The 25,116-nt window shown below is 74.4% G+C and carries 19 protein-coding genes and 3 pseudogenes; 12 read left to right on the forward strand and 10 right to left on the reverse strand.

Annotated elements, in window-relative coordinates; translation table 11 throughout:
• A complete protein-coding gene (locus GA0115242_RS38780; RefSeq protein ID WP_093836348.1) occupies nucleotides 1-846 on the reverse strand; it encodes an alpha/beta fold hydrolase in 846 nt (281 codons plus the stop codon).
• A 118-nt stretch (nucleotides 847-964) separates the two neighbouring features.
• Here GA0115242_RS38780 and GA0115242_RS38785 point away from each other — a divergent pair, with 118 nt between their 5' ends.
• From GA0115242_RS38785 to GA0115242_RS38795, 3 genes are all read left to right on the forward strand, one after another.
• On the forward strand, nucleotides 965-1,897 hold the full coding sequence (locus tag GA0115242_RS38785) for a LysR family transcriptional regulator (protein WP_093836349.1): 933 nt from the start codon (nucleotides 965-967) through the stop codon (nucleotides 1,895-1,897).
• Nucleotides 1,898-2,047: 150 nt separating this feature from the next.
• Nucleotides 2,048-2,896 (forward strand): oxidoreductase, encoded by an 849-nt coding sequence (locus GA0115242_RS38790; protein WP_093836350.1) that lies wholly within the window; start codon nucleotides 2,048-2,050, stop codon nucleotides 2,894-2,896.
• Nucleotides 2,896-3,510: a TetR/AcrR family transcriptional regulator gene (locus GA0115242_RS38795; RefSeq protein ID WP_093836351.1), complete on the forward strand. Its 615-nt coding sequence runs from the start codon at nucleotides 2,896-2,898 to the stop codon at nucleotides 3,508-3,510. Before GA0115242_RS38790 ends, GA0115242_RS38795 begins: the two co-directional genes overlap by 1 nt.
• 58 nt (nucleotides 3,511-3,568) lie before the next feature.
• Here GA0115242_RS38795 and GA0115242_RS38800 read toward each other — a convergent pair whose 3' ends face one another.
• Entirely contained in the window at nucleotides 3,569-4,561 is a 993-nt protein-coding gene (locus GA0115242_RS38800) for a linear amide C-N hydrolase (protein ID WP_161353516.1), read from the reverse strand.
• A gap of 255 nt (nucleotides 4,562-4,816) precedes the next feature.
• Between GA0115242_RS38800 and GA0115242_RS38805 the strand changes: the two are divergent.
• The 3 genes and pseudogenes from GA0115242_RS38805 (at nucleotide 4,817) to GA0115242_RS38815 (ending at nucleotide 9,895) form a co-directional block, all read left to right on the forward strand.
• Nucleotides 4,817-6,539, forward strand: a pseudogene (locus tag GA0115242_RS38805) (GAF domain-containing protein).
• Nucleotides 6,540-6,750: 211 nt separating this feature from the next.
• The gene (locus tag GA0115242_RS38810; RefSeq protein ID WP_141721925.1) at nucleotides 6,751-7,317 is read left to right on the forward strand and encodes an Rv1733c family protein; all 567 of its coding nucleotides are present in this window, start codon (nucleotides 6,751-6,753) and stop codon (nucleotides 7,315-7,317) included.
• A gap of 199 nt (nucleotides 7,318-7,516) precedes the next feature.
• Nucleotides 7,517-9,895, forward strand: coding sequence for a glycoside hydrolase family 65 protein (locus GA0115242_RS38815; protein WP_107461580.1), 2,379 nt, complete (start codon nucleotides 7,517-7,519; stop codon nucleotides 9,893-9,895).
• A gap of 28 nt (nucleotides 9,896-9,923) precedes the next feature.
• Here GA0115242_RS38815 and GA0115242_RS38820 read toward each other — a convergent pair whose 3' ends face one another.
• From GA0115242_RS38820 to GA0115242_RS38830, 3 genes and pseudogenes are all read right to left on the reverse strand, one after another.
• Nucleotides 9,924-10,565, reverse strand: coding sequence for a helix-turn-helix domain-containing protein (locus tag GA0115242_RS38820; RefSeq protein WP_093836380.1), 642 nt, complete (start codon nucleotides 10,563-10,565; stop codon nucleotides 9,924-9,926).
• A gap of 5 nt (nucleotides 10,566-10,570) precedes the next feature.
• A complete protein-coding gene (locus tag GA0115242_RS38825; RefSeq protein ID WP_093836355.1) occupies nucleotides 10,571-11,650 on the reverse strand; it encodes a zinc-dependent alcohol dehydrogenase family protein in 1,080 nt (359 codons plus the stop codon).
• 209 nt (nucleotides 11,651-11,859) lie between these two features.
• A pseudogene (locus tag GA0115242_RS38830) lies at nucleotides 11,860-12,855 on the reverse strand (sensor histidine kinase).
• A 156-nt stretch (nucleotides 12,856-13,011) separates the two neighbouring features.
• Here GA0115242_RS38830 and GA0115242_RS38835 point away from each other — a divergent pair.
• The 3 genes from GA0115242_RS38835 to GA0115242_RS42380 all read left to right on the forward strand — a co-directional run bounded on the left by GA0115242_RS38835 (nucleotide 13,012) and on the right by GA0115242_RS42380 (nucleotide 14,756).
• On the forward strand, nucleotides 13,012-13,170 hold the full coding sequence (locus GA0115242_RS38835) for a hypothetical protein (protein WP_237549565.1): 159 nt from the start codon (nucleotides 13,012-13,014) through the stop codon (nucleotides 13,168-13,170).
• Between the two features lie 67 nt (nucleotides 13,171-13,237).
• Nucleotides 13,238-13,753, forward strand: a complete 516-nt coding sequence (locus GA0115242_RS38840; RefSeq protein ID WP_093836356.1) for a DUF2231 domain-containing protein — start codon at nucleotides 13,238-13,240, stop codon at nucleotides 13,751-13,753.
• Nucleotides 13,754-13,880: 127 nt separating this feature from the next.
• Complete coding sequence (locus tag GA0115242_RS42380; protein WP_093836357.1) at nucleotides 13,881-14,756, forward strand: universal stress protein; 876 nt, start codon at nucleotides 13,881-13,883, stop codon at nucleotides 14,754-14,756.
• 24 nt (nucleotides 14,757-14,780) lie between these two features.
• Here GA0115242_RS42380 and GA0115242_RS38850 read toward each other — a convergent pair whose 3' ends face one another.
• On the reverse strand, nucleotides 14,781-15,065 hold the full coding sequence (locus GA0115242_RS38850) for a DUF1876 domain-containing protein (protein WP_093836358.1): 285 nt from the start codon (nucleotides 15,063-15,065) through the stop codon (nucleotides 14,781-14,783).
• A gap of 112 nt (nucleotides 15,066-15,177) precedes the next feature.
• Nucleotides 15,178-15,867: pseudogene (locus tag GA0115242_RS38855) on the reverse strand (CBS domain-containing protein); the annotation flags it as partial.
• A 450-nt stretch (nucleotides 15,868-16,317) separates the two neighbouring features.
• Between GA0115242_RS38855 and GA0115242_RS38860 the strand changes: the two are divergent.
• A complete protein-coding gene (locus GA0115242_RS38860; protein WP_093836360.1) occupies nucleotides 16,318-18,699 on the forward strand; it encodes a phosphoketolase family protein in 2,382 nt (793 codons plus the stop codon).
• 98 nt (nucleotides 18,700-18,797) lie between these two features.
• On the opposite strand, the gene GA0115242_RS38865 is transcribed toward GA0115242_RS38860, so the two are convergent.
• Entirely contained in the window at nucleotides 18,798-19,214 is a 417-nt protein-coding gene (locus GA0115242_RS38865; RefSeq protein WP_093836361.1) for an STAS domain-containing protein, read from the reverse strand.
• 260 nt (nucleotides 19,215-19,474) lie between these two features.
• Complete coding sequence (locus tag GA0115242_RS38870) at nucleotides 19,475-19,927, reverse strand: cyclic nucleotide-binding domain-containing protein (protein WP_093836362.1); 453 nt, start codon at nucleotides 19,925-19,927, stop codon at nucleotides 19,475-19,477.
• A 540-nt stretch (nucleotides 19,928-20,467) separates the two neighbouring features.
• Between GA0115242_RS38870 and GA0115242_RS38875 the strand changes: the two genes are divergently transcribed.
• Entirely contained in the window at nucleotides 20,468-21,493 is a 1,026-nt protein-coding gene (locus GA0115242_RS38875) for a 6-phosphofructokinase (protein ID WP_093836363.1), read from the forward strand.
• A 139-nt stretch (nucleotides 21,494-21,632) separates the two neighbouring features.
• Complete coding sequence (locus tag GA0115242_RS38880) at nucleotides 21,633-22,622, forward strand: Acg family FMN-binding oxidoreductase (RefSeq protein ID WP_093836364.1); 990 nt, start codon at nucleotides 21,633-21,635, stop codon at nucleotides 22,620-22,622.
• Nucleotides 22,623-22,843: 221 nt separating this feature from the next.
• Here GA0115242_RS38880 and GA0115242_RS38885 read toward each other — a convergent pair whose 3' ends face one another.
• A complete protein-coding gene (locus GA0115242_RS38885) occupies nucleotides 22,844-24,925 on the reverse strand; it encodes a helix-turn-helix domain-containing protein (RefSeq protein ID WP_093836365.1) in 2,082 nt (693 codons plus the stop codon).
• Nucleotides 24,926-25,116 lie beyond the last annotated feature (191 nt).

A 25,116-nucleotide genomic window follows, 5' to 3' on the forward strand; every position in this document is an offset into this window, starting at 1 on the left:
TCACGGGACGAGGGCCGCGGCCAGCTCGTCCGGCCGGGCGGCGAAAGGGCTGTGGCCGCCGGGCAGGGTACGCACGGTGAACGGGTTGCCGGGGAAGGCCCGGTCGGCCTCCGCGATCATCAGGTCCTGCGCGGCCGGTGCCAGCGCCCGGTCCTCGGCGCAGCGCAGGAAGGTCCGTGGAACGCTCCCCCACCGTGCCGCGGTCAGGGTGACCGGGGCCGTCGGGATCGCCAGGGGCAGATCGGGGCTCAACGCGGACCGCCACCGGTCGAAACGGTCCGCGGGGGTGTCGTGGTAGTGGGTCCGGCGCAGTTCGTCGAGGTAGGCGGGATCCGGTGCGAGCGGATTGATCCGTACGGCGCCCAGTGCCCGAGCGTCTCCGAGGTGCAGGTTCCGGCCCAGCGCGGTGGCGTTCTCGGACGAGCCCAGGTAGTCGGAGAACCGCGGCCGCCCGCCCGGCACGAACGCGGACAGGTAGACGATCCGGTGCACCAGCTCGGGCGCCCGCTCCACGGCGAGGGACGCGGGACCGCCTCCCGCGCTGTGCGCGACGAGCACGACCCTGCGACGGTGACGCACCCGGCGCAGGACGCACAGCACCGCCTCGGCGCAGTCGTCCATCGTCAGCCCGGCCAGGCGCGACCTCTCGGTCAGCAGGCCCGGCTGGCCGGGCAGCAGGTATCCGGTGGGCAGGGGTGCGTCGAAGCCGTGCCCCGGCAGGTCGACGGCCACGCTCGCGGCGCCCGCTCCGGCCAGCGCGCGCTGCGTCGCCGCCCACTGCCCGGAGCTGTGCCAGGCGCCGTGCACGAGGACGAGGACGGTGTCGGTCAGGGATACGTTCGTCATGGCTCCATTCCAGACCGGAACGGCCACACCATCCATCCGTGGATCCGGCAAGCGGACCGGCGATATCTTCGAGGTATCGCAGCAGGTCGGCGGGGCAGAGGGATGGGGCGGACGCGGGATGGAAGCACGGCATCTGCGGTACGCGATCGCTCTCGCCGAGCACGGGCACTTCGGCCGGGCGGCCGCCTCGCTGGGCATCGCGCAGCCGCCGCTGTCCAAGCAGATCGCCGACCTGGAGCGCGAGGTCGGGGCCCGGTTGTTCGACCGCACCCGGCAGGGGGTGTTCCCGACCGCCGCCGGTGAGGCGTTCCTCGCGCGGGCGCGCCGGGCGCTCGACGAGATCGCGGCGGCCGCGGTCGACGCGGGCCGGGCCGCGCGCGGCGAGACGGGACGTCTGCGCCTCGGTTTCATCGCCTCGGCGCTGCTCGATCCGCTGCCGGGCGTCCTGAGCCGGTTCGGGCGTGAACGGCCCGGCGTGCGGCTGGAACTGCACGAGATGGCGACCAGCCGCAGCGGCTCGGCCCTCGTCGCCGGGGAGCTGGACGTGGCCTTCACCCTCGGTCCGCCACGAGGTGCCGGAACCGAGCGTCTGGTGTCCGTCCCGGTCGGACGCGACCACGTGATCGCCGTGGTGCACACGGCGCACCCGTACGCGGGTCAGCAGTCGGTGAGCGCCGACCAGTTGCGGCGCCAGCCCCTGATCGTGTCGGCCGGTGAGGACGAGCCCGCCGTCGTCGCCGGACTGCGCACCCTGCTGGGCCCGGACTCCCCGGCTCTCGGCGGTGCGACCGTCGCGAGGGACGTGCACACGATCATCGGTCTGGCCGCGTCGGGCGTGGGCGTCGGCCTGGGGCCGTCCCGGATGAGGGCGGTCCCGCGTCCGGGAGTGCGGTTCTGCGACGTCACCCCGCGTACGCCCCTGCCCGACCTCGTCCTGTCCTTCGCGGCCCGCGATCGCTCCCCGGTGCTGCGCGCCTTCCTCGACACCGTCCGGCGGAACTGCCCCGACGTCGGAGCCGCGCTCGACGACCGGCTCCGGCACCACCGGTGATGCGGACCGGTGCCCGGCACGCGGAGGACCGGGCGTCCTCCGACTCCCCCGACCGACCGGAATCGACGGGACGGCGATAAAAATCGACACCGTGTAGACTTTTTTCGCGGGGAGCGGTCCGGCTCCTCGCCAGAGGTCCCTGGAGGAACAGTGCGGAAGCAGAACTGGCTCATCACCGGCGTCAGCACCGGCCTCGGTCGCGCCTTCGCGGAGGCCGCCCTGGCCGCGGGTCACACCGTCGTCGGCACGGTCCGCTCCGAGGAGGACCTGCGGGCCTTCGAGGAACTGGGGCCGGGCAGCGCCCACGGCCGTCTCCTGGACGTGACGGACGACGACGCCGTCCTCGGTGTGGTCACGGAGGTGGAGCAGAACGTCGGCCCCCTGGATGTCGTCGTCGCCAACGCCGGGTTCGGTCTCGAAGGGACCTTCGAGGAGACCCCGCTGGCCGAGATGCGGCGGCAGTTCGAGGTCAACGTGTTCGGGGCGGCGGCCACCCTGCAGGCGGCGCTGCCCCACATGCGCCGGCGCCGCCGGGGACACCTGATGGCCGTCACGTCCATGGGCGGCCTCATGGCCGTGCCCGGCATGTCCGCCTACTGCGGCAGCAAGTTCGCCCTGGAGGGCATCCTGGAGGCGCTGGGCAAGGAGGTCGCGCAGTTCGGTATCCATGTGACGGCGATCGAGCCGGGCTCCTTCCGCACCGACTGGGCCGGACGGTCCATGACCCGCGCCGAGCGGACCATCGACGACTACGACACGCTGTTCACTCCCCTCCGCGAGGCCCGGCAGAAGGCCAGCGGCAACCAGCTCGGCAATCCGGCCAGGGCCGGGGAAGCGGTCGTGCGCATCGCCTCGGTCGAGCAGCCGCCGGCGCACCTGGTCCTGGGCTCGGACGCCCTGCGCCTGGTCACCGCCGCCCGCACCGCCGTGGACGAGGACATCCGCGCCTGGGAGGCGCTCTCGCGTACGACCGACTTCGCCGAGGGCGCTCAGCTCTGATGCCCGGCCACCAGCCCCCGCGCGGCCGTCGCCCCGCCGAACGCAAGGGGGACGTCCGGGAGCGGGCCATCCTCGACACCTGCGAAGCCCTGCTGGCCCGGAAGGGCTACGAGGCGATGACCGTCGGCGACATCGCGCAGGGCGCCGGCATCACGCGCGGCGCCCTGTACTTCTACTACGGCTCCAAGCAGGAGGTGGTCACGGCGCTCGTGGCCCGGACCGTCGAGCACCTGTGGGAACGGTCCCGGCTCACCGCGCGGACCGACGACCCGCGCGAGGCGGTGACGGCGGCCCTGCGGCGCACGGTCGAGCTGTGGAACGAGCACGGGCTGGTCATGCGCACGGCGATCGACCTGTCCCTGACCGTGCCGCCGATCGGTGAGCTGTGGGACCACACGGCCGACCTGTTCATCGCGGCCATCACCGCCGTCCTCGAACGCGCGGGCGTCCCGACGGGCGCCGCACCGGACCAGGCCCCGGCGATGGCGCGCGCCCTGTGCTGGATGATCGAGCGGACCTTCTACCACGCCTCGCAGGAATCCCGCGAGGCGCTCCAGGAGGCGTCGGCGACGTGCGCCCACATCTGGCTGACCAGCGCCGGTCTGGTCGCCTGAGTCCCCGCTCCGTCAGTGGTCCGTGAGGTCGGCGGGGACGGCGCGGGTCGGACGGGACTCAGCCCGCCGGGGCGAACTCGCCGGTCACGTTGCCGACGTGGTCGTGCTCGCTCGCCACGTCGAGGTGCAGTTCCGGCCCGCCCTCGGAGAAGTCCACCTGGGACAGCTCCACCCACACCACGTTGGGGCTCGTGGTGGACTCGAAGAAGTACCGCCGCTCGGTGAGGTCCGCGACGGTGCGCCAGCGGGTGGTCGAGATGTTGGGCCGCACCTCGTCGGCGGTGCCGAACGGAGCGGAGGCGTTGCGGATCACGCTGAACATGTACGCCGCGGCCTCGCGCGCGTCCGCGGTGCTCGGAAGCTGCGCGGAGTAGTACGCGGCGCGCGCGAAGCGGTCGGGTGAGTCGACGCCGCCCGGCAGCGGTTGATCGCCGCCGAGCCCCTCGTACCGCTCCTTCAGCTCCAACTGCTCCTCGTACCAGGGGGAGTTCGCCATCACGGTGTACTGCTTGCCCTCGTGCACCACGGCCTTGCCGTCGCGGAACTCGACGATGGCCGAGTCGCCGTCCTGGTCGGCGAGCGCGAGGTGTCCGGTCCCCGGCTTGCTGCCGAGGTCCTTGGCGATGAGCTGGATGTCGCGTTCCGTGAGGCTCCGCACCGCGTCGGCGACGTTGTCGAAGCAGTCGAGCAGGTACTGGATCGCCCAGAACAGTTCGAGCCCGGGGCGGGCCGGGTCGCGGTCGCCGTAGTCCGACTCGGAGAGGTACAGCCCGCTGGCCTGGAACCCCGCCTCGTTGACGCCGTCGACCGCTGCCTCGCGGTACATGAGGGCGACGACGCTGCCGAACCGCGAGGTCCAGGTGAAGTTGCCCGGGAGCGTGGGCGTGCTGGGCATGCTCAGGCGCTCCTCGCCCCGAGGGCGTACCGCCAGGATCGTGTCCGTGTCCTGGTACCAGTCCATGCTCCGGGAGACCAGGACGTTGCCCTGGGCGGGGCCGCCCTGCGCCGTGCGGGAGTGGCCCTGCGACGACCAGAGGATTCGTGTGCACATGGGTCGCATTGTCGCGGCGGGTATCGGGTCGGGCTGGTCGATCCGACCGAGGTTCACCCCATCGGTTCAGGGTTCGCGGCCTCATCTGCCGACGGCGACGGACCGGCGCCGGGCGGCCGGACGGGGAGGCGGGCGAGTGACCGGTCACCGTGCGGCCCTCCCCCGTGGCCAGCGGATGTCACGGGTCCCCGCTGCGGATACCGTGGGAAAGGATCACCGGATGTTCCGCCCACCCGGAGGGAACGGAGTGCGGCGATGGCCGAGGCAGGCAGGGGCAGCGGGAAGCGGCCCGTCGGCCCGCGCCTGGAGGAGTTGCTGAACGAGCTCCAGACACGGATCAACACGGTGCGCGGGACGCGCGAGCGGGTGTACAACCTGCTGGACGCGGTGCTCACCGTGGGCCGCGAACTGGACCTGTCCCAGGTGCTGCGGCGGATCGTGGAGACCGCCGTGGTGCTTGTGGACGCCGAGTACGGCGCCCTCGGCGTGATCAGCGCCGAGAGGGAGAGCCTCTCGGAGTTCCTGACGGTCGGCATGGACGACGCGCAGGTCGCCCGCATCGGCGCCCTGCCCGAGGGGCACGGCATCCTCGGTGAACTCATCCGGCACCCCGAGCCGCTGCGGCTGGCGGAGATCTCCGACCACCCGGCGTCCTACGGTTTCCCCGCCGGACACCCGCCGATGCACTCCTTCCTCGGGGTGCCGATCCGGGTCCGCGACGAGGTGTTCGGCAACCTCTACCTCACCGAGAAACGCGGCGGAGCCGCCTTCGACGCCGAGGACGAGACGGTGCTGGCCACCCTCGCCGTCGCCGCGGGCGTCGCCATCGAGAACGCCCGCCTCTACGAGGAGGCACGACGGCGCCAGCGCTGGCTTGAGGCGAACGCGGAGGTCACCCGCGCCCTCCTCTCCGGCGACGCCGAAGCCCGCGCCCTCGAACTGATCGTGAGCAGCGCCCGCGAGATCCTCCAGGCCGACCTCGGTGCGCTGGCGCTCCCGATCCCCGGCTCGGACGAACTCCAGGTCGTGCTCGCGGTGGGCCTGGAGGCCACGGCGCACCGGGGTCTGGTGCTGCCGCGGGTGGGTTCGTTCATGGGGGGCGGCCTGCGCCGGTCCTGAACCGATCACCACGGCGGACGCGCAGAAGGACCCGCGGATCACGGCGGGGCCGCCCCGGTGGGCGGGCCTGGGTCCCGCCGCGGCCGTGCGCATGGAGACCGGCACCGTCGCGCGGGGTGTCCTGCTCCTGGCCCGCGCGTCCGGCCGGGCCGTCTTCACCCCGACCGAGGTCGCGCCGCTGCGGGGGTTCGCCGGACAGGCCGCGCTCGCCCTGGAACTGGCCGACCGGCGCCAGGTCAACGAGCAGCTCGCTCTGTTCGAGGACCGGGACCGGATCGCCCGCGACCTGCACGACCTCGCGATCCAGCGGCTGTTCGCGACCGGCATGACCCTCCAGAGCACTGTCCGGTTCGTGTCACGGCCGGAAGGGTCCGAGCGCCTGCTGCGGGCCGTCGACGACCTCGACGAGACCATCAAGATCATCCGCTCGACCATCTTCGGACTCCGCTCGCACGATCCCGGGACCGGGCGGGGGCTGCGTGTCCGGGCCGTCAAGACGGTCGACGACGCCCTCCCGACGCTGGGTTTCACCCCGTCCCTGCGGATGGAGGGGCTGCTGGACACGGACGTTCCCGCCGATGTCGCCGACCACGCCGTCGCGGTGCTGGTGGAGGCGCTGGCGAACGTGGCCCGGCACGCCGACGCGCGGGCCGCCGACCTCGCGCTCGTCGCCCGCTCCGGTGAGCTGACCGTGACCGTGACGGACGACGGGCGCGGCATCCCGGCGGGCAGGGGCCGCAGCAGCGGACTGCGCAACCTCTCGGAACGCGCGCAGGAGCTGGGCGGCGCGCTCACGGTGGAGAGACCCGACGGGGGCGGCACCCGGCTGGTGTGGCGGGTCCCGCTGACCCACGGCTGAGCGGCCCGGTCGGACGGCGGGCCCCGGCGTGCCGACGGCCTCGCGATGGCCGGCGGTCCCTTCCCCACGGGGCTGCCCGCTCCGGCCGCCCCGCACCGGGGCCGGTCGTCCCCGTCGGAATGCCCGGTCGCCCCTGGTGGAGCCGGTGTCACGGCTGCCAGGCTCACAGTGACGGCTGCGTGTCCGGCCCACGGCCGAAAGGCGGACGGCGATGAGGACGACGGTGAGGATGTGGCGCTGGCGGTCCAACCCGCTCCGGCGGCGGTCGGACGTCCTGGAGAGATGGATCCTCCTGCTGGCCGCCCTCCTGCTCGCCGTCGCCGTGCCCCTTCTCGGCACCGTCACCGCGCTGCACACCGACCAGGCCATGCTGCGGCAGCGCCAGGACCGTCACACCGCCACCGCCGTCCTGACGACCGGCACGCCCACCGCGCACGGCGGTTACCCCACCGACGGCACCACCTGGGGACACGTCCGCTGGACCGCCCCCGACGGGACCACCCGCACCGGCACCACGCAGCTCGCCCCGGGTCTCACAAGCGGTACCCGGACCACCGTCTGGCTGGACCGCCAGGGCCGATTGACCACCGCACCCATCAGCACACGCTCCGCCACGGCGCAGTCCGCCATGTTCGGCGTCCTGACCGGGACCTGCGCCGCAAGCCTCGTGGCCGGAGGCACCAACGTGGCCCTGTGGCGCCTCGACACCGCTCGCGCCCGGAACTGGGAGAAGGAATGGGCCGACGTCGGACCGCGCTGGCGCCGTCGCACCGGCTAGGAGGACGGGCGTACGGCTGCCCGGGGTGCCCCGCCGCATGCTGGAGGGTGGGCCGCGACCGGGGTTCCGGCCGGGGCGCGGCGGTGCCGCGTCCGCCGGTCCCGCCCCCGTCCCACCGGCTCGGCCGTCCCGCGAGCCCGCGGAGGGCACCCGGTGGTCGGCGATCCGGTGGTCGTGCCCGTCGGAGGGAGCGCTGACCGTGCCTGACTGGACCTGGCGGTACGAGGGCTACGACCCGGAGCGCGAGCGGGTGCGGGAGACGCTGTGCACCCTCGGCAACGGTCGCTTCGCGACCCGTGGCGCGGCTCCCGAGACGTCCGCAGGAGCGGTGCACTACCCGGGCACGTACGCGGCGGGCTGCTACGACCGTCTGGTGTCGACCGTGGGCGGCCGCGGGGTCGAGAACGAGGACCTGGTCAACCTCCCCAACTGGCTGCCTCTGCGGTTCCGGGCCGCGGGCGGGGACTGGTTCGGACCGGACGTGTTCCCGCCCCTGGCCCACGAGCAGGTGCTCGACCTGCGCCGCGGCCGGTTGACGCGCCGGACGCGGCTGCGGGACGGAGCGGGCCGCGTGGTGGCCGTCGAGCAGCGGCGGATCGTCCACATGGGGGACCCGTGTCTGGCCGCGCTGTCGACGCGGCTCACCCCGGTGGGCTGGAGCGGCGAGCTGGAGGTCGAGTCCGCGCTGGACGGCGCCGTCACCAACAGCGGCGTGGCGCGGTACCGGGAGCTGGACGGCCGCCATCTCACCGGGCACGCGACCGGCGCGGTCGAGCCGGACACGGTCTGGCTCGACTGCCGAACCGTCTCCTCCGGGGTGCGGGTCGCGCTGGCCGCCCGTACCCGGGTCGGGCCGGGTCCCCCTCGTGCCAGTGTTCTGGAGCCCGGCCCGCTGGCGGCCGTCCACCGCCTCACCCTGGCGGTCGCCGACCGGCGGCCGGTCACCGTCGACAAGACGGTCGCGCTGCACACCTCGCGCGACCCGGCGATCGGGGATCCGCTGACGGCGGCCCTCGACCGGGTCGCGGGCGCGGCCGACTTCGCCGGGCTGCTGGCCTCCCACACGACGGCCTGGGCCCACCTGTGGCGGCGGGCCGAACTCGATGTGGCCAACCGGGCCGGGCACGTGCTGCGGCTGCACCTCTTCCACGTCCTGCAGACCCTGTCGCCGCACACCGCGGACCTCGACGCCGGGGTGCCCGCCCGGGGTCTGCACGGCGAGGCGTACCGCGGGCACGTCTTCTGGGACGAGCTGTTCGTCCTGCCGTTCCTGAACCCGCACCTGCCGGAGGTGTCGCGGGCGCTGCTCGGCTACCGATGCCGCAGGCTGGGCGCGGCGTGCCGGGCGGCGGCCGCGGAGGGGCGCAGGGGCGCCATGTTTCCGTGGCAGAGCGGCAGCGACGGCCGTGAGGAGACCCAGCGCCTGCACCTCAACCCGCGCTCCGGGCGCTGGCTGCCCGACCACTCCCGCCTCCAGCGGCACGTCGGCTCGGCGATCGCCTACACCATCTGGCGCTACTGCGAGGCCACCGGCGACACCGGGTTCCTCTACGGCGAGGGCGCCGAGACGCTGCTCCAGATCGCCCGGTTCTGGGCGGACAGCGCGGTCTGGTCCCCGGCGCACGCGCGGTACCGCATCCGCGGGGTGATGGGGCCCGACGAGTACCACGACGCCTATCCCGGCGCGGACCGTCCCGGTCTGGACGACAACGCGTACACGAACGTCACCGCCGCCTGGGTGCTGGCCCGTGCCCTGGACCTCGTCGGGGCGCTGCCGAGACGGCGGCGCGGGGAGCTGTTCGAACGCATCGCCCTCGATCCGGGGGAGCCCGAGCGGTGGGAGGACGTCTCACGGCGTCTGCGGGTGCCGTTCCACCAGGGCATCGTCAGCCAGTTCGACGGGTACGGGGACCTCGCCGCCCTGGACTGGGACGGCTACCGGTCCCGGTACGGCGACATCCGCCGCCTCGACCGGATCCTGGAGGCGGAGGGCGACACCGTCAACCGCTACCAGGCGTCCAAGCAGGCCGACGTCCTGATGCTGGGCTACCTCTTCCCGCCGGACGAGCTGGCCGGACTCTTCGCGCGCCTGGGACACCCGGTCGACGACGCGGACTGGCGGGCGACGGTCGACCACTACCTGGCGCGCACCAGTCACGGTTCGACGCTCAGCGGGCTCGTCCACGGGTGGGTGCTGGCCCGCGCCCACCGCGCCGACGCCTGGCGGTACGTCCACGAGGCGCTCACCGGCGACGTGGCCGACGTGCAGGGCGGGACGACCGGCGAGGGCATCCACCTCGGCGCGATGGCGGGCACCCTCGATCTCGTCCAGCGGTGCCTCACCGGGCTGGAGCCGCGTCCCGACGCCCTGGGCCTCGACCCGGCGCCCCTGCCGCAGCTTTCGGACTTCTCCCTCACCGTCCGCTACCGCGACCACTGGGACATCACCCTGCGGCTCGGCACGGGGCGGCTGGGGGTCGGCGTGTCCGAGACCGACGACAGCCCGCTGACCGTGCGGTTGCGTGATCAGGTCGTCACGATCGCCCCGGGTTCCTCGCGCACCCTCGCTCTCGGTTGAGCCGGGGTCCGCGCCCCGGGCGGCCGGTTCAGCCCGCCTCGATCCTGCGGCCGGTGAGCCGCACCGGGGCGATCCGCATCCACAGGTCGCGTTCGCCTCCGGCCCAGGGGTCGGTGTACGCCTGGCGGGTGTAGCGCGTCACGGCGCTCGTGTCGGTGACCCGTCGCGCGGGGCCGACCGCGAGGACGCTCCACGCCTCGCTGCGGGCCTCGTCGACGTGGTCGACCTCGAAGGCGGCCTCCGCGCCGTCCGCCAGCGCGGGCACGGACCCCGGCGAGGTGCGGAAGACGATCCCGTCGTCGACGACCGTGTAGTTGACCGGCAGGATCGCGGGGCCGTTCGGCGTGGTGACCGCGACACGTCCGATGCCGTGGGTGGACATCAGGGTCCGGCACTGGCCGGGAGTCAGTTTCAGCGACCTCGGCCTCGCCGCGGCCCGCCCCATGCCCTCGGGCAGGTCGACGGAGCCGCCGCGGAGCCGTGCCACGGTGGTGTCGAGCGCGTCCGCGACGCTGAGCAGGAAGGCGAGGCCGGGCGTGGCGGAGGGGGACTCCTCCACGTACCGCAGGTATCCGGGGGCGACTCCGGCCCGCTCGGCCACCTCCCCGCTGGAGAGCCCCAGTTCCTGTCGGCGTCCGACCAGCCGTCTGCCGATGTCTCCGCCGGGCATCGGGCTCACGCCCCTTCCGTCGGGCGCAGGCTCACGGCGTCGTGCCGGGGCGAGCCGAGCACGACCTTCAGCGCGCCGGTGTCGGCGGCACGGGAGAACACCTCGTACGCCTCTTCCATCGCGTCGAGGGGGAAGGTGTGGGTGACCATCGAGGAGGTCGGCAGGCGTCCGGCGGCCGCCATGCGCAACAGCGTGGGCGTGGAGGAGGTGTCGACGAGCCCGGTGGTGATCGTCACGTTCTTGATCCACAGGTCCTCCAGGTGCAGCACCGCGGGCTTCCCGTGCACCCCGATGTTGGCGACGTGCCCGCCGGGCCGCACCACGCGGGTGCACAGCTCGAAGCTCTCCGGGACGCCGACGGCCTCGATGACGGTGTCGGCCCCGAGTCCCCCGGTCAGGTCGGCCACGAGCCGTTCGGGGTCCTCGTCGGCGAGGGCGACGGCGTCGGCCCCGAAGTGCTTGGCCGCTTCCAGTCGGCCCGCCGCGAGGTCGACGGCGATGATCCGGTACGGGGACAGCAGCCCGGCGGTGGCGACGGCGGCGAGCCCGATGGGTCCCGCTCCGACGACGACCACCGTCTCCCCCGGCCGCACCCGGCCGTTGAGCACCCCGACCTCGTACGCGGTGGGGAAGATGTCGGCGAGGAGCACGGCGTCGCCGCCCGGGAGCGAGCCGGGCAGCGGGTGCACAGACAGGTCCGCGTGCGGGACGCGCGCGTACTCGGCCTGGGTGCCGTCGATCAGATGGCCGAGTGTCCAGCCCCCGCCGCCGCGGCACTGCCCGTAGGCCGCTTGCCGGCAGTAGCGGCAACGGCCGCAGGCCGTGATGCAGGAGACGAGCACCCGGTCGCCCGCGCGGACGGACCGCACGTCGGGTCCCGCCTCGACGACCTCGCCCACGGCCTCGTGCCCGAGGACGGTGCCGGGCGGCACGTCCGGGACGTCCCCCTTGAGGATGTGCAGGTCCGTGCCGCAGATCGTGACCGCGTCCACCCGGACGACGACGTCGCCGGGTTCCTCGATACGCGGGTCCGCCACGTCCTTCCAGGTGGCCGACCCGGGGCCGTTGAAGACGAACGCTTTCATGACCGTTCCTTCCGTCGGGTCCCCCCGGGGAGGGTCCGCCGTCGGGTACGGTGGCGACCGGCTCCGCGGAGTGCGGGCACGGGAGACGGACGGACCGTGGACACACCCCACAGCGTGCGCCGGTCCGGGCTGCGGGGCTTGGGCCGACCGGGCCCCGTCGGGACCGCACGGCCCATGACGGCGCTCCGGTGCGGCGGACCGCCCGCGGCTCAGCGGGGCAGTGTCAGCACGAAGGCCGTCTCTCCGGGCCCGCTGGTGACGGTGACGCTTCCGTGGTGCGCGGTGACGACGGCGTCGACGATCGCGAGCCCGAGGCCGGTGCTCCCGGTGGCACGGGAGCGGGCGTGGTCGGCGCGGACGAAGCGGCCGAAGATCTCCGGCTGGAGCGCTGCGGGGATACCCGGCCCGTCGTCGCTCACCCGCACCGTGACCCCGGACGCGTCCACGGCGAGGGCGACGGTCGCCCCGGTGCCGGGCGGGGTGTGGGTGCGGACGTTGGCGAGGAGGTTGCCGACGGCCTGCTGGAGCCGGTGCGCTTGTCGGTGTCGGCGAGCGGGGCCGGCATGGCGACCTCGCCACCGGCGAGGGGCAGCCGGGTCACCTCCGTCGCGCGGGCGGTGACCCGCCGCAGGGGGCGCAGCGAGAAGCGCACCCACAGCGCCCCGGCGACACCGGTGACCACGAGGGCGGCGCCGAAGAAGGCGGCCTCGATCGCCACCAGGCGGTGGACCGTCTCCTCCACCGGGTGCAGGGGCAGGGGTGAGCAGGACGTCCCGGTCGTCCCCGCGCACGGCCACGACCCGGTAGATGCCGAGCGTGGTGAGGCGGACGCTGTGCCCCCTGCCGTCGACGGGGACCGCGGCGAGGGCGTGCCGTTCCCGGTCCGTGAGCGGGACGGGCCGGTCGGCGGTGTCGTCGACGACCGCGGCCCGGGTGACACGGCCGTCGAGGAGCCGCGCGCCGAAGGTGGCGTCGGCCTGGCCGCGGGTGTCGGGCAGGTTGTCGGCGTCGGGCCTGGCCTCGTGCTCCAGGCTGGCCGCGAACCGCCCGCCGGACGCGGTGAGTTGTCCGTCCAGACGGCCGAGCAGGAACCCGCGGAGCGCGAGCGCGGTGCTCACGCCGACGGCGAGGCAGGCCAGCGCGAGCAGGACCACCAGGCCCGCAGTGAGCTGGCCGCGGAGCGTGCGGGGCAGCGGACGCCTCATCAGGATCCTGGACCGAGCACGTGCCTGACACCGGCAGCCGCTGCGCCACGTCGAGTACGTCATGGGCACGGTCCTCTCCTTCGACATACGGGACCGGCCGATTGGGGCGATCAGGTCCGCGTTCCGCGTTGGACGAGGCCGTACGGCACCTGCACCGTGTCGTCGACCCGCACAGCGGCCGACCCGTCACGGCGTTCGCCTCCCGGCGACGGCGCCAGGGAGTGGCTGGAGTCCCTGGACGGCTACGAGGCCCTCGCCGTGCTCCCCGACGGTCAGGAGTGGCGGACGTCGGGTTTCGACCGACTTGGCCGATGATGCTGCCTGCGACCCCCACTGGTCTCCCCTCCTCCGCGTCACCGACCGATCCCCGAAGGAGCCCCTCATGGGACCCGTCCTCGTCAACGGCCTTCCGGCACACGTCCTGCTCGTGCACTTCGTCGTGGTCCTGGTGCCGCTGACCGCGCTCGCGCTCGTCGCCTGCGCGGTCTGGCCGGGGGTGATGGCGCGGTTCGGCCTCGCCCTGCCCGTGCTGGCCCTGGTCACGCTCGTCAGCGTGCCGGTGACGACCCACGCGGGCGAGTGGCTGGAGCGCCACGTGACCAGCGACGCCCTCGTCCGCAGGCACACCTCGCTCGGGGACGGGCTGCTCCCCTGGGTCGTCGCCCTGTTCGTGCTCGCCGCGGTCGTCTGGTGGGCCTACCGCCGTGCGGCGCGCGCCACCGCGGGAGCGGCCGGGACCCGGGGCGCGGTGGCCCTGCCGCTGCGTGCCGTCGCCGTGCTGCTGGCTGTCGTCGCCGCCGCGGGGGCGTGTGTGCAGGTGTACCGGATCGGCGACTCCGGCGCGAAGGCCGCCTGGCACGACGCGTTCTCCGCCGCGGGGCCCGCGGACCGCGGCTGACCCGGAACGGGCGGCCGGTTCCGGGACCTTCGGCCCCGCGATCCGACCCCGGTGGCTCTCCCCCGGCCGGACCCGCCCCTGTCAGCGTGGGCAGGGAGATCCCGTCCGACACTCCGGGAGGAAGGCCATGAACGGAAACGAGTCCGCGACCGGGAGGCTGGGTCCTGTGGTGGTGGGCACGGACGGTTCGCGGCAGGCGACACGGGCGGTGCTGTGGGCCGCCGACGAGGCGGCCGCGCGCGGGCGGCCGCTGACCGTCGTCCACGCCACGGGCTCCGAGCAGCACAGCTATCCGCCGTTCGACGGTTCCCCCACCGCCCTCGACGAGGCACGGCGGGTCCTCGACGACGCGGCGGCCCGGGTCGCCCGCAGGCGGCCTGATGTGGAGACGCACACCTGGCTGAGCCGCGACAAGGCCCCGCGGAGCCTTCTGGAGGCCGCGGGAGCCGACGCGACCGTCATCGTCGGATCGCGGGGTCTCGGCGGTTTCTCCGGGCTGCTGCTGGGCTCGGTCGGACTGCGCACGGCGGCGCGCGCGAGGGTTCCGGTCGTCGTGGTGCGGGGCGACGAGCAGTCCCCGCACGGTGTCGTCACGGCCGCGGCCAGGGACGACGGCGACCTGGGAGCCCTGCGCCACGCCGCGCTGACGGCACGGACGCGCGACGCCTCGCTCACGGTGATCGGCGTCTGGATGTTCCTGCAGAACATCGGGTCGATGGCGACGATGTTCGACGACATCGGCGCGATGGCCGCGTCCGAGGCCGAGGCGACGTCCCGCACGGTCGAGCCGATCCGCAAGGAGTTCCCGGAACTCGACATCACGGTGGAGACCGTGAAGGCGGCCTCCGCGGCGGGCGCCCTGGTCGAGGCCGCCGCGGGAACGGACCTCCTGGTGGTCGGGGCCCGCAGGCCCGCGCACGCTCCGCTGTTCGCGCTCGGCCAGGTCACGCACGCCGTGCTGCACCACGCCCCGTGCCCGGTGGCCGTGGTCCCCCGCACCTGAACCGGCACGCGGCCGGGGGTTCGTTCACCGGCCTCCGGTCGCGTCGGCGGGGCCCGCGAGCTGCACGATGTCGTCGGCGGCGACGTCGTGCAGCCTGATCGCCAGGTCCTCCAGCGCGCGGCCGGCGGCCAGTTCGTCCCCGATCTCGGGGACGGTCCTGTCCACCGGATCGCGCCGGGCACTGCCCCGGCCCACCAGGCGCGGGGTGTCGTCACGCCAGGAGTCCTGCGTCGTCAGGACCGCCCTCGCCCGGGTCTCGTCCCCGTCCTCGGTCAGGTAGATCCGTGTGGTCCACTCCTTGGCCCTCATGGTCGCTCCTCCGGTCCGCGGTCCCCGGCGGCGGCGTCCGCCGCGCTGTCCGGGCCGTCCGGTTCCAGCGTCCGGTGGCGGCGCGTCCCGACGGCAGGGCCGATCGGTCCCCGCGGGGCGGCCGGTCGGTCGGTTCCGTATCGCGGTCGGTCCGGTGGCCGCCGTGCGCCAGGTCGAACCGCACGTCCACCACTCCTTCGACCGCCCGCACCAGCCGGGCCGCCACGGGGACCAGGGCGGTGTCGCGGACGCGGCCCGTCAGGGTGGCGACACCGTCGTGGACCTCGACCTGGACGACCGAGTCGGGCGGCGGGAGCAGGTGGGACACGATCTCGCGTCGCACCTCCTCGGCGATGTCGTCGTCGCCGCGGAGGAAGACGTCGAGCAGGTCGGCGCGGCTGACGATGCCCTCCAGCCGTCCGGCGGCGTCGACCACGGGCAGTCGCTTGACCTTCTCCCTGGCCATCACGCGGGCGGCCTCGGCGAGCGTGGCGCCCGCCCGGACGGTGACGGCGGGCGCGGACATCAGATCACCCGCGGTGGACGCCCCGGCCTTGGCCGTCCCGGCGCTCCCGCGCAGCCTGGTGTACTCCCGCGGCGGCCCGTCCCGCAGTTCCTCCGTGGGCAGCAGGTCGGCCTCCGAGACCACACCGACCACCCGGTCCTCGCCCTCGACCACGGGCAGCGCGCTGACCCGCCGGTCCCGCATCAGCCCCACGATCTCCTTGAACGGCGCCTGACGTCCCACGGTCGCGACCGTGTGCGTCATCACGTCACTGACGATGTGCCGGGTTCCGTACATGGTGAACTCCCGCGTAGCCGAACGGTGGAACACCCCCAGCCTCCGTCGGACCGTCGCGCCGGTGCGGGGGCCTTCCGGCCCTCGACCGCGCCGTCCGGCTCATCCCGCGCCCGCACCGGGACCCGGGAGCCAGGAGCCGGGAGCCGGGACCCGGGAGCCAGGAGCCGGGAGCCGGGAGCCGGGACGAGCAGACCTGGACGCCGTTCCCGGCGCTGTGGGCCGTTCGGCCCCGGGCGGGGACGTGCGGCCCCTGCCGGCCGCGGGGCCGCGCGGGTCAGCCTGGAGGCGCGAGATCCGGTCCCGTCCCGCGAAGGCGGCACGGCGCCCGGCCCCGCGCGCGGCGGCCCGTGCCCGGCCGCCGCGCGTGTCCCGCCCGGTCGCCGCCACACCAGGACATACCTAGCATTCACGACAGGCACGCCGATCAGAAGCGATGGAATCGGAGCCCTCATGGCCAAGGCCACCCGCCCGGAAGCCCCCGCACTCACCGACGAGGAAGTGCGCGCCCTCGACGCGCACTGGCGTGCCGCGAACTACCTCGCGGCGGGCCAGATCTACCTCATGTCCAACCCGCTGCTGACCGAGCCGCTCGCGCCCGAGCACATCAAGCCCCGGCTGCTCGGGCACTGGGGCACCTCGCCCGGCCTCAACCTCGTGTACACCCACCTCAACCGGGTGATCAGGGCGCGCGATCTGAACGCGATCTGCGTCTGGGGACCGGGCCACGGCGGGCCCGCCGTCCTCGCCGGTTCCTGGCTGGACGGGAGCTACGGCGAGATCTACCCGGACGTCCCGAGAGACGCGTCCGGCATGGAGCGGCTGTTCCGCCAGTTCTCCTTCCCCGGTGGCGTGCCCAGCCATGTGGCCCCGCAGACCCCGGGCTCCCTGCACGAGGGCGGCGAACTCGGCTACTCCCTCGCGCACGCCTACGGTGCCGCCTTCGACAACCCCGATCTCCTGGTGGCCTGTGTGATCGGCGACGGCGAGGCGGAGACCGGCCCGCTGGCCGCCTCGTGGCACTCCACCGCGTTCCTCGACCCGGTCCACGACGGCGCCGTCCTGCCGATCCTGCACCTCAACGGCTACAAGATCGCCAATCCGACGGTGCTGTCCCGGCTCCCCGACGCCGAACTGGACGCCCTGCTCAGAGGATTCGGTCACGAGCCCGTCCACGTCGGCGGCCACGACCCCGGGACCGTGCACCGGGCGCTGGCCCGCGCCTTCGACGACACGCTGGACCGCATCGCGCTGGCGCAGCGCGCCGCCCGCGAGGGGAACGTCCCCGAGCGCGTGCGCTGGCCCGTGATCGTGCTGCGCACCCCCAAGGGCTGGACCGGCCCCGCCGAGGTCGACGGCGTACCCGTCGAGGGCACCTGGCGCGCCCATCAGGTGCCGCTCCCCGCCGTCCGCGAGAATCCGGCGCATCTGCGGCAACTGGAGCGGTGGCTGCGCTCCTACCGGCCCGAGGAACTCTTCGACGGGGACGGCCGCCCGGTCCCGGAGGTACTCGGCTGCGTGCCCGAGGGGCCCCGGCGGCTCGGCGCCAACCCTCACGCCAACGGCGGTCTCCTCACCCGTGACCTGCCGCTGCCGCCGCTCGACACGTTCGCGGTCCGGGTCGAGCGACCCGGCGCCACCCTGCACGAACCGACCCGGGTCCTCGGTGACCTCCTCGCGCGGGTCATGCACGACACGGGGACGCGCCGCTGCTTCCGGCTCGTCGGCCCGGACGAGACGGCCTCCAACCGGCTGGACGCCGTCTTCGACGTCACCGGAAAGGCGTGGCAGGCCGGGAGATTGCCGACCGACGAGCACCTGGAGCGGCACGGCCGGGTGATGGAGGTCCTCTCCGAACACCTCTGCCAGGGCTGGCTCGAGGGCTATCTGCTGACCGGGCGGCACGGACTGTTCTCCTGCTACGAGGCGTTCGCGCACATCGTCGACTCCATGGTCAACCAGCACATCAAGTGGCTGAGGACCGCGCGCGAGCTGCCCTGGCGCGCTCCCGTCCCCTCCCTCAACTACCTGCTCACCTCGCACGTGTGGCGCCAGGACCACAACGGCTTCTCCCATCAGGACCCGGGCTTCGTCGACCACGTGCTGAACAAGAGCCCCGAGGTCGTGCGCGTCTACCTGCCGCCGGACGCCAACACCCTTCTGTCGGTGGCCGATCACGTCCTGCGCAGCCGCGACTACGTCAACGTCGTCGTCGCCGGGAAGCAGCCCTGCTTCGACTGGCTGACGATGGACGAGGCCCGCGCCCACTGCGCCCGCGGGGCGGGGATCTGGGAGTGGGCGGGCACCGAGCGCGACGGGGCTCCCGACGTCGTGCTCGCCTGCGCCGGGGACGTCCCGACCCAGGAGGTCCTCGCCGCCGCCCAGTTGCTGCGCCGGTACCTGCCCGACCTGGCGGTGCGGGTCGTCAACGTCGTCGACATGACCCGGCTCATGCCGCACGAGGAACACCCGCACGGGATGACCGACTTCGAGTACGACGGGCTGTTCACCACGGACCGGCCGGTGATCTTCGCCTATCACGGCTACCCGTGGCTGGTCCATCGCCTCGCCTACCGCAGGACCGGCCACCGGAACCTCCATGTGCGCGGCTACAAGGAGTCGGGGACCACCACCACGCCGTTCGACATGGTCGTCCGCAACGATCTGGACCGGTACCGCCTCGTCATGGACGTCATCGACCGCGTCCCCGGTCTCGCCGTCCGCTCGGCGTCCGTCCGGCAGGCGATGGCCGACGCGCGATCCCGCCACCGCGTCTGGATCACGGAGCACGGCACCGACATGCCCGAGGTGTCCGGCTGGGCCTGGGGCGGCTGAGCGCGAGCCTGCGGCGGCGGGCCGCCGGGGCGGCGGGCGACGGTCGGCGAGCGACGGGCGACAGGCGACAGGCGTGAGCGCTTCCCGGTCCGGTGCGCCTATCCCGGTGGGGTCGCTCCGGGACCGCACGGGCCCGGCCCGTGGAGAGGCCGGGGAAGCCCCGCGACCACCTCGAAGACACCGCCGAGGCCCGCGGCCCGCAGGAGCCCGTGGAAGCCGCGGCTCTCCGTGACCAGCAGCAGGCGTCCTCGCCGGGCCAGGATCCGGTTGCGCACGCGGCACAGGGCCCCGAGCCCGGCGCAGTCGATGAAGTCGACCGAGCGCAGGTCGAGGACCAGGGCGGGGTGCGCGTGCGCCGTGAGGTCGTCGAGCCGGTCGGAGAGCGCGAGCACCGCCGGGAGGTCGATCTCGCCGTGCAGGGAGACGACGGTCGCCGTCCCCGGCACCACGGGGTCCGCGCCCGGGTGCGGCGCGGTGTGGTGTCCCGCCGCGTGGGCGGCGTCCCGCTCGGCCATGTGGAGAGCGAAACCCGCGGACCGGGTCATGCGCCAGGGCCGACCGGCCCCCGCACCGGAACCGGGTGGGGCAAGGTGCCAGGTCGGAGCGTTCCGCCTCCGACGGACGGTGGGGCCGGGGATGGCGCGGATTCGCAGCGTGACTGCCGTGGTCCACCGACGGCACCGCACACCGGCGAGACCCCCGGCAGCGCGCACCGGGCGGCATCCGATCAGATGCGCGGGTGCTCGGGGTGCTCGGGGTGCTCGGGGTGCTCGGGTCAGGCTGTGCCGCCGTGCGGGGCGTAGAGGTCGAGCAGGCGGATCCGGGAGGCGTGCAGCCGGTGGGCCACCGTGGCTCCGACCCAGGCGGCCACCGCCCGGCCGAACTCGGGTCGCGCGGCGCACATCGCCCGCACGGTCTCCGCGTCGAACTCCCAGGCGCGCACCGGGCTCATCGTCTCGCCACCGAGGTGCCAGAGGTACGGCGGGAAGTGCCATGACCAGCCGACGAGTTCGCCGTGGCCGAGGGTCTCGACGACGGCGGTCCGGTGCGCGGACACGCGGACGTCGAGCGCGACGGTGCCGGTCCGCACGATCCAGAACCGGTCGGCGCAGCGCCCCTCCTCGAAGAGGCGCACGCCCGCGTCGAAGTGGACCTCGCGGGCCACTGCCATCAGCTTCTCGCGCTGCGCGGGTTCCAGCACCGCGCTCGTGGTGGTCCTCGTGGTCATGTCCGTGGACTCCGTTCCCTGGGTTCCTCTTCAGGGTGGACGCCCGGGACCGGGGTCCGCCACGGGCCGTTCGGTCCGGGCGGGGGGCCCTTCGGCCCCGCGCGGGACGTCCGTGCGCCGCGCGGGATCCACCACGCGCGCCGACCGCCCGCCGCGCGCATTCCGGCGACGATTCCGCGCAACTGCCCTTCTGCGGTGCGGGGTTCGGCGACGCGCGCCCACGGACCGCGGCACGGATCACGGGCTCGTCCGGGCCGTTCGTGCCTTCCTCACGGAGGTGATGCGCGGTGCGGAGGGCGGCCGGGGCGGTGGGCTTCCCGGTCCGGGTCGGGCGCCGTCCGCGGCGGGATCGTCGCGGGGTCGCGGAGAAGTCGCCGCCCGGTGGGGAGTCGCCCATCATGGAGGGAGGCACCTGGCTCCGGGTGCCCGTCCGCGGAGGCGGCCGTGACTCCGGCGGACGCGAGTGCGTCCCGTGGAGCGGCCCGCCGAGATCGAGGAGCGGCCTCCGCCCGGAGAGATCCGGAGAGATGGGGAGGAGCCATGAAGATCGCAGTGCTGACCGGCGGTGGTGACTGCCCCGGCCTCAACGCGGTGATCCGCGGCGTCGTCCGCAAGGGCGTCCAGGAGTACGGCTTCGAGTGCGTGGGCCTGCGGGACGGCTGGCTCGGCGCGCTCCGGGACAAGGTGACACCCCTGGGCGTCGCGGACGTGCGGGGGATCCTCACCCGGGGCGGGACCGTGCTCGGCTCCTCCCGCACCAACCCCTTCAGCCACGAGGACGGGGTCGGGCGCATCCGGGAGACCCTGGACGCGCATGGGGTCGACGCCCTCGTCGTGATCGGCGGGGAGGACACGCTCGGCGCGGCCACCGAACTGAGCCACCAGGGGATCAACCTCGTCGGCGTCCCCAAGACCATCGACAACGACGTGGCCGGGACCGACTACACGTTCGGCTTCGACACGGCCGTCACCATCGCCACCGAGGCCGTCGACCGCCTCCACACCACCGCCGAGTCCCACATGCGGACGATGGTCGTGGAGGTGATGGGACGCCACTCGGGCTGGATCGCCCTGCACGCGGGGGTGGCCGGCGGCGCCAACGTGATCCTCGTACCGGAACGGCCGTTCGACATCGATCAGGTCTGCGGGTGGGTGCGGGACAGGTTCCGGATCGAGAGCGCGCCGGTGGTGGTGGTCGCGGAGGGAGCGGTCCCCCTGGAGGGGCAGATGGTCCTCAAGGACCGGTCGCACGACGAGTACGGCCACGTCCGGCTGTCCGGCATCGGTGAGTGGCTGACACGGGAGATCGAGAAGCGCACCGGCACCGAGGCCAGGACCACGGTTCTCGGCCATGTCCAGCGCGGCGGCACCCCGAGCGCCTTCGACCGCTGGCTCGCCACGCGCTTCGGGCTGCACGCCGCCGACGCGGTCGCGGAGGGCGACTTCGGCACGATGGTCGCGCTCCGGGGCACGGAGATCACCCGTGTCCCGCTCGACAGCACGCGGGGCAGGACCAAGGTGGTGGATCCGTCGCTGTACGAGGAGTTCGCGGTGTTCTACGGCTGAGACCGGGGCCGTGCGCTCGGTGCCGGGGGCCCAGTCGGGGGTCACGGGTGCCGGACGGTTCGGCCGGACCCGCCGAGGGACGAACGGCCCATGGTGTGCGTCGCGGGACGGGGCTTGCATGGGAGGAGGAGGAGACACCGTGACAGCCGAGGAGATCGGGACCGGCACCGTGACGGCGCTCGTGGCGGACGCCGTCATGGCACCGTCGCTGCACAACGCGCAGCCCTGGCGCTTCCAGCACCTGCGCGGCAGCGGGACCCTGCGCCTGTACGCCGACACGTCACGGGCGCTGCCGCGGACCGACCCGGAGGGGCGTGGGCTGGTCGTCGGCTGCGGGGCCGCGCTGTTCAACCTGCGGGTGGCCGCCGCCGCGACCGGGCTGGCGTCCGACGCACGGGTGCTGCCCGATCCGTACGACGGCGCCCTGCTCGCCGAGCTGCCCCTGCGGCGCGCCGGGCGCCCCGACTCCGCCCTGGCCGCGCTGCGCGGGGCGATCGGGCGCCGCCACTGCAGCAGGCTGCCCTACGACGACGTCGGGATCCCGGCCGACGTGTGCGGACGGCTCCAGGACGCGGCCCGCGCCGAGGGCGCCCGGCTCCTGTTCCCCGGGGCCTGGCACGCCCGCCTGGTCCTGGAGCTGACGCGGGACGCCGAGGACGCCGAGGCGCACGACCCGGAGCTGCGCGCCGAGACGGCCCGGTGGACCCGCGCTCCCCACGCGGAGGCGTCCGACGGGGTGACCGCCGAGACCTTCGGGCCCCGCCAGCGCCTCGTCACCGCTCCCGTCCGCGATTTCGAGGCGGGACGCAGGACCTCCGGGGGCGTCCCTGCGTCCTTCGAGCGTCACCCGCACATCGCGCTGCTCGGCACCCCCGGGGACGGTCCCGCGGACTGGCTGCGCGCCGGACAGGCCCTGGAACGCGTCCTGCTGCGGGCCACCGCGGAGGGGCTGGTCGCCTCGCTGACGACGCAGCCCCTGGAGTGGCCGGAACTGCGCTGGGAGGTCCGCGACCCGCGTTCCGCCATGGGCTACCCGCAGATGGTGCTGCGGCTCGGCTACGGCCCCGAGGGCGCCGCGAGCCCGCGTCGGCCGGTGCGGGACGTGCTGGAGGAGACCGACCGGGGCTGACACCCCGGGCGACGGCTCCCGTCGGGCGTCGCGGCACGGGACAGGGGGGCGGGAAACGCTGGGTCGGCCGCCGGTCATCAGCGGTCCCCTCGTCGCGCCGTCCCCCTGCCGATCGTCCCTCTCCGCGGTGCCCCGCGCGCCGGGTCGCGCACGGGCGCGGAGGTGCCCCGGCGGAGGGCTGCTCCCGGGGAGTGTGAGCCAGGGGTGCCGCGCCGCTCCCGTCAGGAGCCGGACAACAGGTGCAGACGCAGGGCCAGTTGGAGTTCCAGTGCCTGCTCGGGGGCGTTCCAGTCGGCGCCGAGGAGCGCCTGGACGCGGTCGAGGCGCTGGACGACCGTGTTGACGTGCACGTGCAGCGCGTCCTTGGCGCGGGTGAGGCTTCCGCCGCAGTCGAAGTAGGCGCGGAGCGTGGGGAGCAGCCGGGTGCCGCGCCGGGCGTCGTACTCCAGCAGCGGACCCAGCGTGCGGGTGACGAAGCCGTCCACGTCGTGGTCGTCGCCCAACAGCACGCCGAGGAAGCCGAGTTCGGCCACGCCCGCGCCCTGTCCCGTGCGGTCGAGCACGCCGAGTGCCCGCAGGCAGCGCGTGCCCTCGGTGTGCGCGTCGGCGATCGCCCCCGGCCCGGCGGCCGGGCCGGTACCGGCCACCGTGACGGGCGCGCCGACGAGCCGGCCGAGCTGTCCGGCGGCCAGGCGGGCCGCCTCCCCGGGCGTCCTGCCCTCGTCGGGGAGCAGCAGGACCACCGCGTCCTGGTGTTCGGCGCTGACGCCGCCGGTCCCGAACAGGTGGCGCACGGCCGCGTCGGCGAGCCGTCCGCGTGCCTCGTCGGCGGTGCGGGCGAGGAGCAGGAGGTGGGGCCGGTCCAGGTCGAAGCCGAGGCGACGCCCGCGGGCCACCAGGCCGTCCGGGTCGCGGCGGGGCGCGGCGAGCAGGTCGGTGAGCAGGTCGCCGCGCACCCGGTTCTCCGTCTCCGCGACCGAGCGCCGCAGCAACAGGAGCAGGGACGTCACGACGCTGCTGCGCTCGAAGAGGCGCTGGTCGGGTCCGGTGAGGTCCGGTCGGCCGTCCAGGACCAGGCAGCCCAGCAACTCCTGTCCCGCGAGCATCGCGCACACCCAGCGCCCGTCACGGAACACCGCGCGGGCGGCGGAGCGCGAGTCCTCCGCCGCCGCGACGAGCGCCGCCGCGCGGACCCCGCTCCTGTCCTCGCCGGAGGCGCCGACCACACCGTCCCGCCCAGCAACCACACCGGTCCGGCCACCGCCCACGCCGTCCCGACCACCGACCGCGCCGTCCCGCTCCGCAACCACACCGTCCCGGCGGCCGGCCGGGACAGGCGCGCCGTCCGGGCCTCCGACCGTGGCGAGGGGCCATCCGGATCCGTCGTGGACGGCGACGTCCCCCTTCAGGAGTCCGGCCACGGCGGTGGCCACGTCGGACACGTCGCCGCCGCGCAGCACGAGGTCGGTGAGCCGGTCGTGGGACTCCTCGGCGCGCTGGACGGCGGCGGAGTGTTCCCCGATCACGGCGTTGGCCTCGGCCAGTCCGGCCAGCGCGGCCCGGGTGTCGGCCATGGCCTTCGCGGTGTCGATCGCGATGGCCGCGTGGTCGGCGAGCGAGCAGAGCAGGGCCACCTCGTCGGGGGCGAAGGCGCGGGGCGTGCGGTCGGCGGCGAACAGGGCCCCGATGACCTGTCCCCCGCTTCCCGAGCCCAGCAGCAGGGGTACGCCGAGGATCGCGACGAGCCCTTCGTCGAGGACCCCGGCGTCGATGCTGCCGGTGTGCAGGAACCGGTCGTCGGTGCGGTAGTCCGGGGTGGCGTAGGGGCGCGCGGTCTGCGCGACGAGGCCGCCGAGCCCCTCGCCGAGTTGCAGGCGCAGGTTCTGGAAGAGGCCGGAGACCGAGCCGTCGGTGACCCGCATGAAGGTGTCCCCGGCCTCCTCGTCGGGCAGCGTGAGGTAGGCCGTGTCCGTGCCCAGGAGCTGGCGTGCCCGCCGCACTATGGCCCGCAGGACGGCGTCGAGGTCGCGCAGGGCCGCGAGGTCGCCCGCGGTGTCGAAGAGCGCGGTCAGCTCGGCCTCCCTGCGCCGGTGCTGACGCAGCGTGCTCTGCACACGCAGGGCCGCGTCGACGGCCCTGTCGATCTCCGCGAGGTCCTCGGGACCGGCACCGTCGCGGCGTGCCTGGGCCGCGACGGTGCCGAGATCCTCGGCGGGGGCGCCCGTGGCGAGCAGTTCCAGCAGGCGGCGGAGGTGACGGGTGGTGGGAGCAGGGGCGGAGGCGGGGGCGGGCTTGTGCGGCATGGGCTGGCTACCGTTGCGGAGTCGGCGGACTGAGGCGTCGGGGGCGTGGACCGTGAGGATACGACTGCCGGGGACCGGTCCCCCAAGACCGGGCTCAACGGACGGTCCCCCACGGCCGGGCTCTATGGCCGGCTCCTCACGACCGGGCTCTACGGCCGGTCCCCGCGGCGGGGGCTCTACGGCCGGTCCCC

It is taken from the genome of Streptomyces sp. SolWspMP-5a-2 (assembly GCF_900091845.1).
GTDB lineage: Bacteria > Actinomycetota > Actinomycetes > Streptomycetales > Streptomycetaceae > Streptomyces > Streptomyces doudnae.